16 protein-coding genes and 1 tRNA gene are annotated in these 18,309 nt (G+C 49.5%); 2 read left to right on the top strand and 15 right to left on the bottom strand.

Translation table 11 applies throughout. From position 1 onward, the window contains the following. Positions 1 to 47: 47 nt before the first annotated feature. From pnp to rlmE, 14 genes are all read right to left on the bottom strand, one after another. The gene (gene pnp, locus KD147_RS01010; protein ID WP_212546584.1) at positions 48 to 2,177 is read right to left on the bottom strand and encodes a polyribonucleotide nucleotidyltransferase; all 2,130 of its coding nucleotides are present in this window, start codon (positions 2,175 to 2,177) and stop codon (positions 48 to 50) included. Positions 2,178 to 2,440: 263 nt separating this feature from the next. After that, a complete protein-coding gene (gene rpsO / locus KD147_RS01005; protein ID WP_105190051.1) occupies positions 2,441 to 2,710 on the bottom strand; it encodes a 30S ribosomal protein S15 in 270 nt (89 codons plus the stop codon). A 97-nt stretch (positions 2,711 to 2,807) separates the two neighbouring features. Further along, complete coding sequence (truB, locus tag KD147_RS01000; RefSeq protein WP_212546583.1) at positions 2,808 to 3,749, bottom strand: tRNA pseudouridine(55) synthase TruB; 942 nt, start codon at positions 3,747 to 3,749, stop codon at positions 2,808 to 2,810. A gap of 5 nt (positions 3,750 to 3,754) precedes the next feature. Beyond that, positions 3,755 to 4,144: a 30S ribosome-binding factor RbfA gene (gene rbfA, locus KD147_RS00995; protein WP_105190053.1), complete on the bottom strand. Its 390-nt coding sequence runs from the start codon at positions 4,142 to 4,144 to the stop codon at positions 3,755 to 3,757. 109 nt (positions 4,145 to 4,253) lie between these two features. Further along, the gene (gene infB, locus KD147_RS00990; protein WP_212546582.1) at positions 4,254 to 6,932 is read right to left on the bottom strand and encodes a translation initiation factor IF-2; all 2,679 of its coding nucleotides are present in this window, start codon (positions 6,930 to 6,932) and stop codon (positions 4,254 to 4,256) included. A 25-nt stretch (positions 6,933 to 6,957) separates the two neighbouring features. Beyond that, positions 6,958 to 8,457: a transcription termination factor NusA gene (gene nusA / locus KD147_RS00985; protein WP_105190054.1), complete on the bottom strand. Its 1,500-nt coding sequence runs from the start codon at positions 8,455 to 8,457 to the stop codon at positions 6,958 to 6,960. 38 nt (positions 8,458 to 8,495) lie between these two features. Then, positions 8,496 to 8,951: a ribosome maturation factor RimP gene (gene rimP, locus KD147_RS00980; protein WP_105190055.1), complete on the bottom strand. Its 456-nt coding sequence runs from the start codon at positions 8,949 to 8,951 to the stop codon at positions 8,496 to 8,498. Between the two features lie 435 nt (positions 8,952 to 9,386). Beyond that, a tRNA-Leu gene (locus KD147_RS00975) sits at positions 9,387 to 9,472 on the bottom strand. A 9-nt stretch (positions 9,473 to 9,481) separates the two neighbouring features. Beyond that, the gene (secG, locus tag KD147_RS00970) at positions 9,482 to 9,838 is read right to left on the bottom strand and encodes a preprotein translocase subunit SecG (protein WP_105190056.1); all 357 of its coding nucleotides are present in this window, start codon (positions 9,836 to 9,838) and stop codon (positions 9,482 to 9,484) included. 6 nt (positions 9,839 to 9,844) lie between these two features. Beyond that, a complete protein-coding gene (gene tpiA, locus KD147_RS00965; protein ID WP_105190057.1) occupies positions 9,845 to 10,588 on the bottom strand; it encodes a triose-phosphate isomerase in 744 nt (247 codons plus the stop codon). Between the two features lie 80 nt (positions 10,589 to 10,668). After that, positions 10,669 to 12,009: a phosphoglucosamine mutase gene (gene glmM, locus KD147_RS00960; protein ID WP_105190058.1), complete on the bottom strand. Its 1,341-nt coding sequence runs from the start codon at positions 12,007 to 12,009 to the stop codon at positions 10,669 to 10,671. A 19-nt stretch (positions 12,010 to 12,028) separates the two neighbouring features. Further along, complete coding sequence (folP, locus tag KD147_RS00955; RefSeq protein ID WP_105255348.1) at positions 12,029 to 12,877, bottom strand: dihydropteroate synthase; 849 nt, start codon at positions 12,875 to 12,877, stop codon at positions 12,029 to 12,031. 115 nt (positions 12,878 to 12,992) lie between these two features. Further along, complete coding sequence (ftsH, locus tag KD147_RS00950) at positions 12,993 to 14,927, bottom strand: ATP-dependent zinc metalloprotease FtsH (protein WP_105255347.1); 1,935 nt, start codon at positions 14,925 to 14,927, stop codon at positions 12,993 to 12,995. Positions 14,928 to 14,991: 64 nt separating this feature from the next. After that, on the bottom strand, positions 14,992 to 15,621 hold the full coding sequence (gene rlmE, locus KD147_RS00945) for a 23S rRNA (uridine(2552)-2'-O)-methyltransferase RlmE (protein ID WP_105255346.1): 630 nt from the start codon (positions 15,619 to 15,621) through the stop codon (positions 14,992 to 14,994). Between the two features lie 89 nt (positions 15,622 to 15,710). On the opposite strand from rlmE, the gene yhbY reads away from it, so the two are divergent. Beyond that, positions 15,711 to 16,007: a ribosome assembly RNA-binding protein YhbY gene (gene yhbY / locus KD147_RS00940; protein ID WP_105190062.1), complete on the top strand. Its 297-nt coding sequence runs from the start codon at positions 15,711 to 15,713 to the stop codon at positions 16,005 to 16,007. A gap of 90 nt (positions 16,008 to 16,097) precedes the next feature. Here the strand turns inward: yhbY and KD147_RS00935 are convergent, their stop codons facing one another. Then, a complete protein-coding gene (locus tag KD147_RS00935; protein ID WP_105255345.1) occupies positions 16,098 to 17,249 on the bottom strand; it encodes a serine hydrolase domain-containing protein in 1,152 nt (383 codons plus the stop codon). 143 nt (positions 17,250 to 17,392) lie between these two features. Here KD147_RS00935 and KD147_RS00930 point away from each other — a divergent pair, with 143 nt between their 5' ends. Next, positions 17,393 to 18,220: a hypothetical protein gene (locus KD147_RS00930; protein ID WP_212546581.1), complete on the top strand. Its 828-nt coding sequence runs from the start codon at positions 17,393 to 17,395 to the stop codon at positions 18,218 to 18,220. The last annotated feature ends 89 nt before the right edge of the window (positions 18,221 to 18,309 follow it).

Here is an 18,309-nt window from a genome sequence, read left to right as displayed (position 1 = left end):
CCATAAAAAAGGGGCCTAAACAGCCCCTTTTACTATGCTTTTATCGCTTATTCGGCGTCTTTTGCCGCTTCTGCTGCAGGCGCGTTTTGCTCTTGCGCCTCTTTGATGCTTAGGCGTACACGGCCTTGGCGATCAACTTCTAGTACCTTAACCTTTACTTCCTGGCCTACGCTCAGGTGGTCAGCAACGTTGTTAACACGCTCATCACTGATCTGTGAGATGTGTACTAAGCCGTCTTTACCAGGTAGAACGTTAACAAAGGCACCGAAATCAACGATACGTACTACTTTACCTTCGTAGATGGTACCTACTTCCAGCTCAGCCGTTAATTGCTCAACACGCGCGATGGCAGCGCGAGCGCTTTCACCGTCAGTGGCGGCAATCTTAACTGTACCGTCGTCTTCGATTTCAATGGTAGTACCGGTTTCTTCGGTAAGCGCACGAATCGTCGCACCACCTTTACCGATAACATCGGCAATCTTCTTAGGTGGAATGTTCACTACATAGATGCGTGGCGCGTAGTCAGAAAGCTCAGCAGCCGGTGCAGAAATCGCTTCGTCCATCACCTCTAGGATGTGTAGACGAGCAGCCTGTGCCTGGTTAAGGGCGATCTGCATGATTTCTTTAGTGATACCTTCGATCTTGATATCCATTTGTAGTGCGGTAACACCTTCAGAGGTACCGGCTACTTTAAAGTCCATGTCGCCAAGGTGATCTTCATCACCCAAGATGTCAGAAAGAACAACGAAGTTGTCGCCTTCTTTCACTAGACCCATGGCGATACCGGCAACTGATGCCTTAGTAGGAACACCGGCGTTCATTAGCGCCAGTGAGGTACCACATACAGAAGCCATTGACGATGAACCGTTAGACTCAGTGATTTCAGATACCACACGGATTGAGTACGGGAATTCTTCAAGTGTAGGTAGTACCGCAGCAATACCGCGTTTCGCTAGGTTACCGTGGCCGATTTCACGACGCTTAGGCGAACCAACAAAGCCAGTTTCACCCACACAGAATGGAGGGAAGTTGTAGTGCAACATGAAACGGTTAGTAGAAGTACCTGTTAGGTCGTCGATCATCTGAGAATCACGCTCTGTACCTAGTGTTGCCGTTACTAGCGCCTGAGTTTCACCACGGGTGAAGATAGCACTACCGTGAGTACGGGCTAGTACGCCAGTTTTCACGTCAAGGGCACGAACCATTTCAGGTGAACGACCATCGATACGCTGCTCACCCGCGATGATGCGACCACGAACGATTTTCTTCTCAAGTGAACCGAACTCGCCTGATACTTCTTGCTCGTCCAGGCTTTCGTCTTCGCCAAGGTCAGCGCTTAGTTTTTCGATCACTTCTGCTTTCGCTGCGCTAAGAGCGTCTTTACGCGCTACCTTGTCGGTAATGCGGTACGCTTCACCGATTTTCTCTTCGGCGATAGCTGCAACTTTACCCGCTAGGGTTTCGTCTTTTGCTGGCGCAGTCCAATCCCAAGCAGCTTTACCCGCTTCGGCTTTGAACTCGTTGATAGCATTGATGATGGCTTGAGACTGCTCATGACCGTAAACAACGGCGCCAAGCATTACGTCTTCTGGAAGCGTTTCTGCTTCTGATTCAACCATAAGTACGGCGTTGTCGGTACCGGCAACAACGAGGTCTAGCTTGCTTGTTTTAAGCTCGGTTAGTGATGGGTTCAATACGTACTGACCATCGATGTAACCTACGCGTGATGCACCGATAGGACCGTTAAATGGAATACCAGAAAGCGCTAGGGCCGCAGAAGTACCAATTAGGGCCACGATATCAGGCTGGATTTCAGGGTTTACTGAAACCACGGTCGCGATTACCTGCACTTCGTTTACGAAGCCTTTCGGGAAAAGTGGACGAATTGGGCGGTCGATTAGACGCGCGATAAGCGTTTCGCCGTCGTTAGGACGACCTTCACGCTTTAAGAAACCACCAGGGATACGGCCAGCCGCATACATTTTTTCTTGGTAGTTAACAGTCAGAGGGAAAAAGTCCTGACCTGGGTTCGCTTCGCGACGACCTACTACGGTTACTAGTACCGACGTATCGCCGATACTTGCTAGTACCGCACCGTCAGCCTGACGGGCAATAGCACCGGTTTCTAGCGTTACAGTGTGTTGTCCGTACTGAAATTCTTTAATAATTGCTTGCACTTAATCATTCCTTAAGTTGCATTTAACCCGCTCAAAAGTTGAATTGCCAACCTTAAGCTAGGTTAAAAAGGTTTTCTTAAGCACCTTACCAATTACAGTAAATAACCACACTCGAGCGAATGCCTTTATTTACTACAATTGGCAATATGGTGCCATCTAGTGTGTAGGCTCAGCCTACTTACTTAGACAGAGCTAAGTATACTCGCCAAAAGCGCACAAAAAAAGGGGCGATTAGGCCCCTTTTTCAAACTGGTATCAAAGAATTAGCGACGTAGGCCAAGTTCTTTAATTAGCGCTGTGTAACGCTCGATGCTCTTACCTTTAAGGTAGTTAAGCAGGTTACGGCGCTGGCTTACTTTGCGAAGAAGACCACGACGTGAGTGGTTGTCTTGCTTGTGGTTAGCAAAGTGGCCTTGAAGCTTGTTGATATCTGCAGTTAGAAGTGCAACTTGTACTTCAGGTGAACCAGTGTCGCCTTCAGCGCGTGCAAATTTAGCAATGATATCTGCTTTTTCTTGGTTGCTTAGTGACATAAATTACTCCAAAAAATGAGTGTTTATATACGGTAAGAGCCGATCACTAATCCAGCCCCACCAATTGAGCGCGCTATTTTACCAAGCTGACCAATAACTACAAGTTATTTGTGATGGCCACGGCACGCTTGGCTTTTAGATGACCATGCTGGTTACGCTCACCCACACCCAGGAAACGCTCGCCACAACGCACGGCGCACACTTCCTCTGGCACCTCGCCAATCACCACGGTTTGACCATGGGCAAAGGCAATGGCCTGCTGCTCGTCAATTTCCACGCTGGGCAAGTCTTGCACTGCCGTATCCATAGGCAGCAACAGCGGATCTAACATTTCGCTCGGCGCCTTATCCTGACTTTTGGCTTCATCAAGCAGGGCTTGAAGTTGGTCCAGAGTCACCATTTTCTCAGCCGGATAATGACCTACCTTGGAGCGATGCAGCATGATCACATGCGCGCCACAGCCAAGTAATTCACCTAGGTCATCCACTATGGTGCGAATATAGGTGCCTTTAGACACATGAGCGGTCATCTGAATTTCATTGGTCTGCTCGTCAAACTCGTCTAGCGTCAAGCTGTAAACATTAATACGACGACACTTACGCGGTACCTCGATGCCTTCGCGCGCGTATTTATATAAAGGTTGCCCCTGATACTTTAGCGCCGAATACATGGACGGATACTGATCCGACTCGCCAATAAAACCGGCCACATGTTGTTCTAACTGCTCTTTCGTCACATTGACATCACGGGTTTCGACCACTTCACCATCGGCATCCGAGGTGGTGGTACGTTCACCCAGCTTGGCGCGCACCACGTAGGTCTTGTCGGTATCGAGTAAGAACTGACTAAACTTGGTCGCCTCACCAAAGCAAATCGGCAGCATGCCGGTGGCTAACGGGTCAAGTGCCCCTGTGTGCCCGGCTTTTTGTGCATAATAGATGCCTTTAGCCTGCTGCAATGCGCGGTTACTGGAAATACCTTGCGGTTTATGCAGTAAAAGTACGCCATCGACCGGACGGCCTTTTGTACGTCTGGCCATGCTGCTTATTCTTCCTCGTCGCTGCCGCCGCGCTTTTGCTTGTCTTCGCGCATCACCGACTCAACCAGGTTAGAGATACGCATACCCTCAAGCAGTGAGGTATCAATGACGAAGCGCAGCTCTGGAATAATACGGGCGCGAATACGCTTGCCCAGTAAAGAACGAATATAACCGCTGGCATCGTTTAGCACACGCAGGCTCTGCTTGCTCTTGCTCTCGTCTTCTTGATTGAACACGGTAACAAAGATTTTTGCGTAAGACAGGTCACGCGACACTTCTACCGCCGATACCGTTACCATGCCTAAACGCGGGTCTTTAATCTCACGCTGAATGATCACCGCGATTTCTTTTTGGATCTGTTGCGCAACGCGCTCTGTGCGAGAAAATTCTCTCATTTTCACCACTTATATTTAGGATACCAGCACGCACACAGAGCACGGCGGGTATTACACAATCACAAATGGGGGCACAAAGGCCCCCATCAAATTTACTTAATGATCAAGGTTATAGAGAACGTTGTACTTCAACGATCTCGAATACCTCGATTTGGTCACCGACCTTAACGTCATTATAGTTCTTAACGCCGATACCACATTCCATACCGTTACGAACTTCTTGTACGTCGTCTTTAAAGCGACGCAGTGATTCAAGCTCACCTTCGTAGATAACCACGTTTTCACGTAGTACACGGATTGGGTTAGAACGCTTAACCACACCTTCGGTAACCATACAACCGGCTACGGCACCGATCTTAGGTGACTTAAACACGTCACGTACTTCGGCAAGACCAATGATCTCTTGCTTGAACTCAGGTGCAAGCATACCGGTCATGGCTTGTTTCACTTCTTCGATCAGATCGTAGATTACGCTGTAATAACGAAGATCCAGGTTTTCCGCTTCGATTACCTTACGCGCTGAGGCGTCGGCACGAACGTTGAAACCAACCATGATGGCGTTAGATGCAGCCGCAAGTGATGCGTCGGTTTCGGTAATACCACCTACACCGCTACCTACGATCTTCACTTTCACTTCGTCGGTAGAAAGCTTAACCAATGAATCGGAGATGGCTTCTACTGAACCCTGTACGTCGGCTTTCAGTACGATATTCACTTCCGAGACATCGCCTTCGGTCATATTAGTGAACATGTTCTCTAGCTTGGCTTTTTGCTGACGCGCTAGCTTCACTTCACGGAACTTACCTTGACGGTATAGTGCTACTTCACGCGCTTTACGTTCGTCGCGTACAACCGTTGCTTCATCACCGGCAGCAGGAACACCCGATAGACCCAGGATTTCCACAGGAATCGATGGACCTGCTTCTTTAATCTCTTTACCGTTTTCGTCGCGCATTGCACGTACACGGCCATACTCAAGACCACACAGCACGATATCGCCCTGCTTCAGAGTACCTTCTTGTACCAGCACGGTTGCTACCGGGCCACGGCCTTTATCAAGGCGAGATTCGATAACCACACCCGATGCCATGCCTTCAGAAACAGCTGTTAGCTCAAGGATTTCTGATTGCATAAGTACGGCTTCTAACAGTTCGTCAACGCCCTGGCCTGTTTTCGCCGAGATGTGTACGAATTGCGTCTCACCGCCCCAATCCTCAGGAATAACGTCTAGCTGGGCCAGCTCGTTCTTCACTCGGTCAGGATCGGCACCTTCTTTATCCATCTTGTTCACAGCAACAATCAGTGGTACTTCAGCCGCTTTGGCGTGCTGGACCGCTTCTTTAGTCTGTGGCATTACACCGTCGTCTGCGGCAACAACCAGGATTACGATATCCGTTGCTTTCGCACCACGGGCACGCATTGAGGTAAATGCCGCGTGTCCAGGAGTATCCAGGAAGGTGATCATGCCATTATCGGTATCAACATGGTATGCACCTATGTGCTGGGTAATACCACCGGCCTCGCCAGAGGCAACCTTCGCCTTACGGATATAATCCAGGGTTGATGTTTTACCGTGGTCAACGTGACCCATAACGGTAACAACCGGTGCACGAGATTCCGCTTTACCGCCTTCGCTGCGGTCGCTCAGTACTTTCTCTTCCAGCTCGTTTTCACGAACTACCACTACCTTGTGACCCATTTCTTCGGCAACTAGCTGCGCGGTTTCTTGGTCGATAACCTGGTTAATGGTAACCATGTCGCCCATTTTCATCATGGTCTTAACGACTTCGGCACCTTTAACCGCCATACGTGATGCAAGCTCTGCAACCGTGATGGTCTCACCGATACGCACTTCCTGCTTCTTATCGGCAACAGGCTTTTGGAAACCGTGTTGTAAAGACGTGGGCGCTTTCAGCTTGCCTTTTTTGCCTTTGCCAAATTTAGCATTGGCATCAACACTCTCTTTACCCTTAGGCTTTTTCTTTTTACGACGCGCGCTTTTCTCTTCGCGTGCATCGGACTCGTCTTCCGCTTCACGTGCGTAAGTAGAAGTAGTTAGGTGGTGATCCGCCGTTTCTTCACGACGTTTACGCTCTTCTTCTTCTTTCTTCCAACGTGCTTCGTTTTCTTCGGCTAGGCGACGAGCTTCTTCCGCTTGACGTTGTGCTTCTTCTTCGGCTTTCTTCAATGCTGCCTCTTCTGCTTCTTTCTGTAAGCGCTCTGCTTCATCACGTTCTTTCTGAGTTTGCGCCTCATCCTTTGCAGAACCTTTACTTTCTTTGCGCTGTGCTTCGGCTTTACGCTTCGCTTCTTCTTTGGCTTTACGTTCGGCTTCTTCTTTGGCCTTACGCTCTGCCTCTTCGTTCGCTTTACGCTCGGCTTCTTCTTTAGCCTTACGCTCTGCTTCTTGCTTGGCCTGTGCTTCGGCTTCAAGACGCGCTTGCTCTTCGGCTTCTAAGCGCGCTTGTTCTTGCTGCTCATCTAGAGCGCTTTTCTTGACGTAGGTGCGCTTTTTACGCACTTCTACCTGCACTGCCTTGGCCTTACCGGTAGAGCCAGTCACGCTCAGAGTACTTTTCTTCTTGCGTTGCAACGTCATACGCTCTGGGCCCGAGGCGCCAGAACCACCATGTTGCTTTGACAAGTGATCGAGCAATTGCGCTTTTTCCGACTCGTTTACCTGGTCGTCCGCTTGTTTTTTGATGCCCGCACTGTCCAATTGCTGTAGCAATTTATCAACAGTTGTACCAATGTCCTCGGCCAGTTTTGTTACACTTACTTCTGCCATATTCTTTGTTACCTCCGTTAATAAATTACTCGTCACCGAACCAGCAAATATTACGTGCGGCCATGATTAGGTCGCCCGCTTCCTGTTCAGAAAGCTCGGTAATTTCTACTAGTTCGTCGATGCCTTGCTCGGCTAGATCTTCAAGCGTAACTACGCCCTTGCTTGCCATGACAAAGGCAAGGTGACGATCTAGGCCATCAAGGTTTAATAGGTCTTCTGCCGGCTCTGCGCCTTCTAGGCTTTCTTCGTCTTTCAACGCTTTCGTTGTTAACGCATCTTTGGCGCGATTGCGCAGCTCTTCAACTGTCTCTTCGTCAAGACCGTCAATTTCTAAGAATTCGCTGGTCGGTACGTACGCCACTTCTTCTAGGGTTGAGAAGCCTTCACCGATAAGTAGCTCGGCGAAATCATCATCGATGTCTAACCCTTCTGTGAACAGGGTGATCAGCTTGTCCGACTCTGCCTGGTTTTTCGCCTGCATGTCTTCAACCGTCATTACGTTTAGCTCCCAGCCGGTAAGCTGACTTGCTAGACGTACGTTTTGGCCGTTACGACCGATGGCTTGTGCCAGGTTGTCCGCCTCTACGGCGATATCCATTGAGCGTGAGTCTTCGTCCATCACGATAGAAGCAACTTCCGCCGGCGCCATGGCGTTGATAACGAACTGAGCCGGGTTGTCATCGTACAACACGATATCAACACGCTCACCGCCAAGCTCGCCCGAGACCGCTTGCACACGTGCACCGCGCATACCTACACAGGCACCCACAGGGTCAATACGCTTGTCGTTTGATTTAACGGCAATTTTAGCTCGTGAACCTGGGTCACGCGCTGCCGAGCGCAGCTCGATCATCTCTTCGCCAATTTCCGGCACCTCAATGCGGAATAGCTCCATCAGCATTTCCGGCTTAGAGCGGGTTACAAATAACTGCGCACCACGAGCTTCCGGGCGGACCGCATAAAGTAAACCACGTACACGGTCACCCGGACGGAAGTTTTCGCGTGGAAGCATGTCGTCACGGTAGATAACCGCTTCGGCGTTATTACCTAAATCAAGAATGATGGCGTCGCGGCTGGCTTTTTTAACCACACCGGTTACTAGCTCGCCTTCTTGGTCTTTATAGGCTTCAACTACAAGGGCACGCTCTGCTTCACGTACTTTTTGTACGATAACCTGCTTGGCCATTTGCGTGGTGATACGGTCAAACTTGATTGACTCGATCTGCTCTTCAACATAGTCACCCAGTTGAATTTCCGGCTCATCTACCTGTGCCGCTTCAAGGGTGATTTCACGATAAGGGTTTTCTAAGCTGCCATCTTCTAGCGCTTCAACTACTTGCCAGCGACGGAAAGTGTCGTACTCGCCGGTTTTGCGATCGATAGATACGCGCACGTCGATATCGCCGTCATGTTTTTTCTTAGTTGCGGTCGCTAGTGCGAACTCTAATGCTTCAAAAATTTTCTCTTTGGGGACCGCTTTTTCATTGGAAACGGCTTCCGCCACCAACAGTATTTCTTTTGCCATAGGTATTGCCTCGCTTGCCCTATTCCTTCGCACTGAAATTAAAATTTGGCGATGATGTTCGCACGTTCAATGTTGCTGATCATGAGCATGTGCTCCTGATTATCAACATTAATTGTGATCATATCACCGTTAACTGCTACTAAGTCGCCCTTAAAATTACGACGACCATCTTGTGGAAGCTTAGTTCTTAATCTGACTTCCTCACCCACTGCATTTTGATAATGTTCTGGTTTGAACAGTGGACGATCGACACCAGGTGAAGATACTTCCAAATCATATTCATTGGTAATGGGATCTTCTACGTCGAGGATCGCGCTAACTTGACGACTGACATCCGCACAGTTATCTACCGTAATACCGTCTGGGTGGTCGATATACACACGCAAGGTGGAATGACGACCGGCTTGAATAAACTCAAGTCCCAGGAGCTCGAAGTCTAATGCTTCGACCGCCGGAGTTAACATCTCGGTTAATGTTTGTTCGAGCTTTGTCACGAAACTTCTCCATAGAAACAAAAAAAGGGCTAAAGCCCCATTTTCAATACAGATACAACAACGCCCCGAGCCAAGCGGGGCGTCACACTGGCTGCACATATCGAGTATATGCAACCTGATTTTCTGTGCGGCCTAGGGCCTAGCTTGGCTGCGGGCTATATCCGTACGATAAAACCGCTGCGACGACTTAGCAAAATCACTTCTGCTAAACGCAAAACGCGCATTTCAAAGAATGCGCGAACTTCAAAAAACAATTAAATATGACTATCTAACTGTTTAAAATCTGCTGCATGAAGTGTACCTGAGTACGACCTTCATTCGTGGCACCTATTATAGTGCCGTGGTTATTAATAAGCAACCTTCGATAACCGTTAAAGCCAGAATTAACAAGGCCTATACATGAAAAAACCAAGCATTTAGCTTGGTTTTTCAATTTGGTGCCGTGAGCGGGACTTGAACCCGCACGAGCTATGCTCACCACCCCCTCAAGATGGCGTGTCTACCAATTCCACCACCACGGCTTAATTTTTTTAGTTTGGAACGTCCGGGTTGTTTGAACCCTTTTCTTCCTCAACTGGAACGTCTGATGCAGGTTGCTCAACGGTTTCTACCGCTGGCGCTGCTTCAAGGTTTTCCCATTGATCGGTTTGCTTGATTTGACCAGCGGTTAGGTTACCTAACACTATGCTCAAAACGAAGAAAATCGTTGCTAGTACCGTGGTCGTTTTAGTCATAAAGTTACCTGCACCCGATGAACCGAAAACGGTTGCCGAGGCACCAGCACCAAATGACGAACCCATGTCAGCACCTTTACCTTGTTGAATTAGCACGAAACCAATTAAGGCTAATGCAACAATCAAATAAACTACTAAAAGAATTTCGTACATTTAATTCTATCCTTTTGCACTTTCGCAGATGCTGATGAAGGCATCTTTTTTAAGACTGGCACCACCAATTAGGCCACCGTCTATATCTGCTTGTGCAAATAATTCACTACTGTTTTGTTCATTAACGCTGCCACCGTAAAGGATAAGCAGTCGCTGTGCAATCTCGCTGTCTAACGAAGCAACTTTCGCACGAATAAATTGGTGTACTTGTTGGGCTTGTTCCGGCGTTGCGGTTTTACCCGTGCCTATGGCCCAAACCGGCTCGTATGCTATCACAGATTGAGATAACGCAGCCACACCTAATTTTTCAATCACCGCGTCGATTTGCGCGCTGATCACTGATTCTGTTTCGTTTTGCTCGCGTTGCTGTTCGGTCTCGCCAACACAAAGAACAGGCGTTAAACCTTGTTGTTGTGCCATGGCGAACTTAGCGGCAACATCGTCATTGCTTTCACCAAAAATATGGCGGCGCTCAGAGTGACCCACTAAAGCAAAGCTTGCGCCTAGCTCTTTAGCCAGCGAGGCTTGAATCTCTCCGGTATAGGCACCGGATTCGTATTCAGAGACGGTTTGAACACCTGTCACTACGCCCTGTTGAGCGGCACTTGCTACCAGCAATGCAGGAACAAAAAGAGCCACATCAACATCTTGGTCGGCTACGGCTTTCAGCGCGGGGGCCATCTCATTAAGCAGCTCTAAAGAGCCATTTAACTTCCAATTTCCAGCCACTAGGGGCTTACGTGATGTCATGATTTACTCCATGTTCGAAAGCGGGCGAGATACTAACTCGACTCGCCCTAAGTTACAAGCAGTTATTTCTGCAGCGCTGCTTAACTGCTCACACTTTCAACAACTTGCGCGATTTTACTGCTGTACTCAAGCACTTGACTTTGGTCTTCGGCTTCTACCATCACTCGCACAACGGGCTCGGTACCGGATTTACGCAGTAACACTCGACCTTTGCCCGCGAGCAATGCCTCTGCTTCGCTAACCGCGGCCAAGACCTCGGCATTTTGCGTTGGGTCCGTGCCTGGCTGATAACGTACATTGATCATATTCATCGGGTACTTAACGAAGCCATTGCCAAGATCACGTAGGGTTTTTCTGCTGGTCACCATGGCGGCCAGCACCTGGAGGCTTGAAATAATGCCATCACCGGTGCTGATAAGGTCCAGGTTTAATACGTGACCTGAGCTTTCGCCGCCGATTTTCCAGCCTTTTTCTTTTAATAGAGCCATCACATAACGGTCGCCCACCTTGGAGCGCTCAAAGCCAATGCCTTTCTCTTTCAGGGCATTTTCTAAGCCCATATTCGACATTACGGTACCGACCACTCCGCCGCCAAGCTCACCTTGCTCATGCAGGGCACAGGCGATGATATAAACAATGTCGTCACCATCGAATACTTGCCCTTGCTGATCCACCATCATCACTCGATCGCCGTCACCATCGTAGGCAATCCCCACATCGGCTCCTTCTTCTACCACTTTGCGCTGCAAGGCGGCAACATCGGTGGCGCCGCACTTGGCGTTGATGTTTAAGCCATTGGGTTCACAGGCAAACGGGATCACCTCGGCACCGAGCTCCTGCATGACCGCCGGGGCAATGTGATAGGTAGCACCGTTAGCACAGTCAAGCACGATTTTTAGACCTTCAAGGGAATGTCCTTGCGGGAATTGACTCTTACAGAACTCAATGTAACGGCCGTCGGCGCTGACCAGACGGCGCGCTTTACCCAGCTTTTCGGAAGGCACACATTCCATGTCCTGATCCATCATGGCTTCGATTTCCAGCTCAACCGCGTCCGGCAGCTTCAAGCCTTCGCTGGAGAAGAATTTAATGCCGTTATCATGGTAAGGGTTATGAGAGGCACTAATCACAATTCCGGCTTCGGCACGGAAGGTTTGTGTTAAATACGCCACCGCCGGTGTTGGCATAGGACCAAGTAAGACCACATCGATGCCCGCGGCTATAAGTCCGGCTTCCAACGAAGTTTCTAGCATATAACCGGAAATGCGGGTGTCTTTACCAATAATGACCTTTTTGGTGCCAATTTTTGATAGCACCTTACCCGCGGCCCAACCTAATTTTAGGGCAAACTCAGGAGTGATCGGGTATTGCCCAACCAGGCCACGAACGCCGTCGGTGCCAAAATATTTTCTCTTACTCATTCTTGTTACTCCTGTACTCTTATTCTTTCGGCTGCACGTCTGTGGGCCGCAACATCGCCTCATGCACTCGCAACAGGTCGACGGTTTCTTGAACATCATGAACGCGCACTATTGCCGCGCCCTTTTGCATACAAATCAATGCCCCCGCCAGACTGGCGCTGAGGCGTTGGTCTGCCGGTCGCCCCAGCAGTTGGCCAAACATGGATTTGCGTGAAAGCCCGGCTAATACCGGATAACCAAGCTGTTGCAACTGCTCAAGCTCGGCTAATAATTGATAATTGTGCTGCAACGATTTACCAAAGCCGAAACCCGGATCGATCATAATATGCTCGGCTTTAATGCCCGCATCAATACAGGTCTGGGCGCGCTTAGCCAAATAGGCACAGACCTCGGCGGTCACATCCTTATAATCCGGCGCTTGCTGCATGGATCTTGGCTGCCCCTGCATATGCATTAAACACACGGGAACGTCTAAGGTGGCCGCTGCTTGTAATGCGCCCGGTTCTTCTAATGCACGCACATCATTAATAATATCGGCTCCGGCCTGAACCGCCGCTGTCATAACTGCGGCTTTGCTGGTGTCGATGGAGATCACGCAATCTGACTGTGCGCGTATCGCCTCTATTACCGGGATAACCCGCTCAAGCTCTTCTTGTTCGATTACATCCGCCGCCCCTGGGCGGGTCGACTCACCACCGATATCAATAATGGTGGCCCCCTGCTCCAACATGGTTAGCGCTTTTTTGACAGCGTTGTCTAAGTCATTGTGCTGGCCACCGTCAGAAAAGGAATCTGGCGTGACATTGAGGATCCCCATCACCTGAGGGGTGTTAAGGTCCAGTAGACGACCTCGGGGTAAAGATAACATGGTTACTCTTCCCTAATAAAAAGACACAGCGCCCTGGAAACGAAAGTTCGGTGGGTGCTGGTATATAAGATGATCCAAAGAAGGAAAAGCCCCAATGTTTTGGGGCTTGAGTTTATTACTTATCGTCTTCAGAGCTTGGATTGTCATCCTGAGAGGATGAGGCATTTTGATCTGGTGCCGATTTTTCAGGCTCTGCTACTGACGGCTTTGCCTTGGCAGCTTTTTGGTCATGGGCATCGCTCGGTGGGCGAACCTCACGGCGAGCCATTAGGTCATCGATTTGTTTCGCATCTATGGTTTCGTACTTCATCAGTGCGTCTTTCATTGAATGCAGAATATCAATGTTGTCACGAAGGATCTGCTCGGCACGTTGATAGTTGCGATCCGAGAGCAGGCGAACCTCACTATCGATGGTTTTCGCGGTCTCGTCAGACATGTGCATGCTGCGCGAACCGCCGCGACCCATAAAGACTTCGCCTTCTTCTTCGGCATAAAGAAGTGGGCCCATCTTGGCACTTAGACCCCACTGAGTCACCATCTTACGGGCGATTTCCGTGGCACGTTCGATATCATTGCTGGCACCGGTTGTGACCTTATCATCACCGTAGATGATGGCTTCGGCAATACGACCACCGTACAGGCTGGAAATCATTGACTCCAGATGCTCTTTAGAGTGACTCACACGGTCTTGCTCTGGCAAGTACATGGTTACACCCAGGGCGCGGCCACGCGGAATGATTGACACCTTATAAACAGGGTCGTGCTCCGGCACAATGCGACCCACGATGGCGTGTCCCGCTTCGTGGTAGGCGGTCATCTCTTTTTCTTCTTCCGACATCACCATGGACTTGCGCTCGGCGCCCATCATGATCTTGTCTTTAGCGGCGTCGAATTCGGCCATGCTCACCACGCGCTTGTTACCACGGGCTGCAAATAAGGCGGCTTCGTTCACCAGGTTAGCCAAATCCGCACCAGAGAAGCCTGGCGTACCACGGGCAATCACGGATGCTTCTACATCGTCTGCCAGTGGTACCTTACGCATATGTACCTTAAGAATTTGTTCACGACCGCGAATATCCGGTAGGCCAACTACGACTTGACGGTCGAAACGACCAGGACGCAATAGCGCAGGGTCAAGCACGTCAGGACGGTTGGTGGCAGCGATTACAATAATGCCTTCATTACCTTCAAAGCCGTCCATTTCTACCAGCATTTGGTTAAGCGTTTGCTCACGTTCGTCGTGACCACCGCCCATGCCGGCACCACGTTGGCGACCTACGGCATCGATCTCATCGATAAAGATGATACAAGGCGCGGCTTTTTTCGCTTGCTCGAACATATCACGTACACGCGACGCACCGACACCCACAAACATTTCTACGAAGTCAGAACCTGAGATGGTGAAAAATGGCACCTTGGCTTCACCGGCCACGGCCTTGGCTAACAAGGTTTTACCCGTACCAGGAGGACCCACCATCAATACGCCCTTAGGAATGCTGCCACCCAATTTTTGGAACTTAGATGGGTCGCGCAAGAAATCAACCAACTCGGTGACATCTTCCTTGGCTTCATCACAGCCGGCTACATCGGCAAAGGTGGTTTTAACCTGATCTTCACTCATTAAGCGGGCTTTACTCTTGCCGAAGGACATAGCGCCCTTACCGCCACCGCCTTGCATCTGACGCATGAAGAAGATCCACACACCTATCAACAACAGCATTGGGAACCAAGAAATGAAAATGCTGGCTAACAGGGATTGTTCTTCAGGTTGAACACCCTTTGTGTTGACGTCGTTTTTCAACAAGTCATTCATCAAGTCTTCGTCATACATTGGCATGGTGGTTTGAAACCGCTCGCCACTGGTTTTTGTGCCGGTAATAGCGCCAGTGCCGCGATCGATAACGACTTCACGTACCGCGCCATTGCGTACATCCTTTACGAATTGGGTGTAACTCGTTTGTCTGTCGATGTTTTCCGAACCGTTAAAGCTCTGAAAAACAGACATTAAAACCACGGCAATAACCAGCCAGAGTATTAAATTCTTTGCCATATCACTCAAGGTGTTAACCTCTTGTATCTAAATTAATTAAGTTCAACTTTTCCCGACAACTGTACTACAGTTTGTAGCCCGTCGCTACTACATATACCTCGCGAGAGCGCGGTCTTGACGCATCGGGCTTGCGGATTTTTACGGTACGGAAACTCTCGCGAACGTCCTTGACGAACTGATCAAAACCTTCCCCCTGGAATACTTTGACCGCAAAAGCACCATTTTTCTTCAACACCTGGTGACACATATCTAAGGCCAGTTCGACCAAATACATACTGCCGGCCTGATCGGTACTCATATTCCCGCTCATATTCGGTGCCATGTCGGAAAAGACCACGTCGACGTTTTTACCATCGATACGATCTAGCAAGGCATTAAGCACCGCCTCTTCGCGGAAGTCGCCTTGTAGGAAGTCAACGCCGGCCAATGAGTCCATGGGCAGAATGTCACAGGCAATCACCTGGCCATTGTCGCCCACCTGCTGTGCCAGGTATTGGGACCAGCTACCGGGAGCAGCCCCGAGGTCCACCACCGCCATGCCGGGTTTGAGTAATTTATCTTTTTGCTGAATCTCTTCGAGTTTGAACACCGCTCTCGAGCGCCAGCCCTGTTTCTGTGCCTCATGAACATAGTGATCGTCAAAATGCTCTTTTAGCCAGCGCTTCGAGCTCGCCGAGTGCTTTTTATTCGTCATAAATTAACACGTAACTTAATAGTAATATCTGCTAGATGGCGTTAGAATACCCGTAATTCAAGCTCGAATCAGCAAAATTTATAAAATCTATGAAACTATCGAATAAACAAAAGCAGTATCTTAAATCCCTTGCGCACCCACTGAAACCTGTGGTTTTACTGGGAGCCAATGGTCTAACCGAGGGCGTCATCGCCGAAATAGACAGTGCTTTGGATATTCACGAGTTGATCAAAGTGAAGGTGCCAACCACAGATCGTGAGACCAAAGCCCTGATTTTTGACGCCATCGTACGCGAAACCGGTGCTCATAAGGTGCAAAGCATTGGTCACATCATTGCTCTGTATCGCCAAAGCGAAGACCGCAAGATTCAGTTGCCGCGCAACTAATCGCTTGGCGTGCCTTTGGCTCGTATCGGATAAAGAAAAAAAGGTCAGCAACTGCTGACCTTTTTTGTTGTTCAGTTCTTGGCTTCACAATTAGGCGGTACGTGGCAAGGCCAATAGCTGGTCGATAAATTGCGTGGTCAGTTCATTGATTAAGCCCGTTTCGGCATTGAGTAATAGGCTAAAGCCAACATTGAGACGCGGGATCACCACGATATCGGTTCTATAGCCTTGTACCCAACCGCTATGGTAGTAGATGGTTTCATGATCATACTGGTAAATGCGCCACCCCAAACCATAGTGCGCCTCGTTAACATGCTCGCCCCAAATGCGGCGACGACGCTCTTTTGAGGTCAGGGTATAAGGTTGCACTTGGGTTTGCAGTGCCGCCGGTGGCAACACACTTGGGTACATGCCCAATTGCGCCTTCAGCCATTGCACCATATCCGCGGCACTGGCATTAACGCCCGCCGCGGGCAGCACCTTATAATAGTTTTTCTTTAAACGCGCAGTACGCCAACGTTTGCTCCCACGTATGTGGGGATAGGCATAGTTTTCATCGGCTATCATGCCTTCATAACCTAAGCTGGCGTGACGCATCCGCAGCGGCTGGAAAATATCCTCTCGCATCCAGGTTTCATAATCTTTGCCGCTGGCACGCTCAATCACATCGCCAACCAAAGAAAACATCACATTTTGATAACCATAACACTCTCCAGGCTCGCATACGGGCTCTACTTTAAGCAGCTTTTCGACAATATCCGCATAGGACATGCGCGATTCTACTAGGTTGTCGTAGGCATTGGGCACTAGGCCACTGGAGTGGCTCAGTAAGTGGGAAACCTTAAGAGTATTTTTATAATCCGTGCTACGCAGTTCGGGAATGTATTGATAAACAGGGGCATCCAGCTTGATCACCCCTTGTTCGGCCAGCTTTGCGGCCAGCGACCCGGCAAAGGTTTTCGATACCGAGGCAAGTCGAAAACGGGTATTAACATCAACGCGGCGCCCTCTTCTTACTTTGGTTTTACCAAAACCCAAGGCGATGGAGGGGTAATCTGGGTGCACGATTGATAAGGCCGCCCCCGGCACACGCTTTTGCTTAAGCTGGCGCTCTAAATCGGTGACATAAGAATCCACAAAGCCATGCCATTGACGCGCATCGGTCCCCATGGAAGCGGCATAAGCCGGCACTAAACTGTTGAGGAAAAGACAGAAAGAAGCAACTAAACTCTTGGTTTTCATTATTGTTGTTTTAGTGTTAACAATTCAGATTGGGTAAATATTATCATGAACTTTGGGTTAAACTCACGTACAATGCTGTTCGGGTATACCTGAGTAGGGGCGCCCAGGCGCAGCGATAAGGGAAACTAAGAGTTATAAATAGTATGATGAAGAATTCTTTAGCACTGGGAATGCTTGGTTTGGCAATCCTGATCAGCGGGTGCAGCAGCTTCCAGACCACTTCTGTACAACAGACGCAAAGGGTTGCTATGCCGGCTAAGCCGAGCCTCAGTGAGCGCACCTATGTTCTTGAATACCAGGTTGACCATCAGCAACCACGGGTGAAATCTGTGCAGTTGCCTGCTCATCCGGTTAGACGTGGGCAAAGCGTGGTGATCGAAAGCGAGCAAGTGGCCCTAACAGACCGCCTGCGCAATCGCCTGGTTGCCATTTTTAACGATAAAGCGCTCACGGTGATCAGTGACGCCAAACAGGCTGACTATATTCTGAGCATCAACCAACTAGATATCAGCGAAGCAGACAAGGTTGATTATCGCCTAAGCAACAGCCATATTCTGGGTGATGAGCGCCTTATGGAAGAGTTTGCGCAGCAAGAATGCAGCAATATCTCCGGCTCGGTGAGCATGAAACTGTTTCATCGTGATTCCAAAGACGTGGTCTGGTTTGCCAAATCATCCCTCGATACAGCCAGTTTCCAACGCAACCCACTGCGCTATCAGCTGACCATCACAGATTACATAGATAATCTGCAGCAAGTGCAGGAATTCGTACAGACTCATAACTCACCAGACGCCCTCGCTAAGCGCGGCGAAAAACCAGCGCCCAAGGCACCTCAGTATAAGGTGGTAAGCAAAACCTCGGCGCTGGAAAAAGTCGCCGGTGCCTGCAATGACACAGAGGTGAGTGCCCTGGTGCCGGACCTGCACTACTACTTAAGCGGTATTTTGCTGGAGAAGATCAACATCAACTGAGCACAGGGGCTTGTCAACGCACGGGCAAGCCCATCTACAATTTCTTACAGTTTTCGGCGCCCAAGCAACCTACTATAAAATAAAAAGCC

This window comes from Pseudoalteromonas sp. BDTF-M6 (genome assembly GCF_018334135.1).
Taxonomy (GTDB): domain Bacteria; phylum Pseudomonadota; class Gammaproteobacteria; order Enterobacterales; family Alteromonadaceae; genus Pseudoalteromonas.
Note: the sequence above shows the minus strand (reverse complement) of the source record. Positions and strands in the feature narration are given on the sequence as shown.

Bases quoted from the DNA above. Each gene is read 5' to 3' on its own strand.
- KD147_RS00935 (WP_105255345.1), bottom strand. From the start codon at position 17,249: ATGAAAACCAAGAGTTTAGTTGCTTCTTTCTGTCTTTTCCTCAACAGT.
- tpiA (WP_105190057.1), bottom strand. From the start codon at position 10,588: ATGACATCACGTAAGCCCCTAGTGGCTGGAAATTGGAAGTTAAATGGC.
- rpsO (WP_105190051.1), bottom strand. From the start codon at position 2,710: ATGTCACTAAGCAACCAAGAAAAAGCAGATATCATTGCTAAATTTGCA.
- secG (WP_105190056.1), bottom strand. From the start codon at position 9,838: ATGTACGAAATTCTTTTAGTAGTTTATTTGATTGTTGCATTAGCCTTA.
- nusA (WP_105190054.1), bottom strand. From the start codon at position 8,457: ATGGCAAAAGAAATACTGTTGGTGGCGGAAGCCGTTTCCAATGAAAAA.
- infB (WP_212546582.1), bottom strand. From the start codon at position 6,932: ATGGCAGAAGTAAGTGTAACAAAACTGGCCGAGGACATTGGTACAACT.
- yhbY (WP_105190062.1), top strand. From the start codon at position 15,711: ATGAAACTATCGAATAAACAAAAGCAGTATCTTAAATCCCTTGCGCAC.
- truB (WP_212546583.1), bottom strand. From the start codon at position 3,749: ATGGCCAGACGTACAAAAGGCCGTCCGGTCGATGGCGTACTTTTACTG.
- KD147_RS00930 (WP_212546581.1), top strand. From the start codon at position 17,393: ATGATGAAGAATTCTTTAGCACTGGGAATGCTTGGTTTGGCAATCCTG.
- folP (WP_105255348.1), bottom strand. From the start codon at position 12,877: ATGTTATCTTTACCCCGAGGTCGTCTACTGGACCTTAACACCCCTCAG.
- rbfA (WP_105190053.1), bottom strand. From the start codon at position 4,144: ATGAGAGAATTTTCTCGCACAGAGCGCGTTGCGCAACAGATCCAAAAA.
- rlmE (WP_105255346.1), bottom strand. From the start codon at position 15,621: ATGACGAATAAAAAGCACTCGGCGAGCTCGAAGCGCTGGCTAAAAGAG.
- ftsH (WP_105255347.1), bottom strand. From the start codon at position 14,927: ATGGCAAAGAATTTAATACTCTGGCTGGTTATTGCCGTGGTTTTAATG.
- glmM (WP_105190058.1), bottom strand. From the start codon at position 12,009: ATGAGTAAGAGAAAATATTTTGGCACCGACGGCGTTCGTGGCCTGGTT.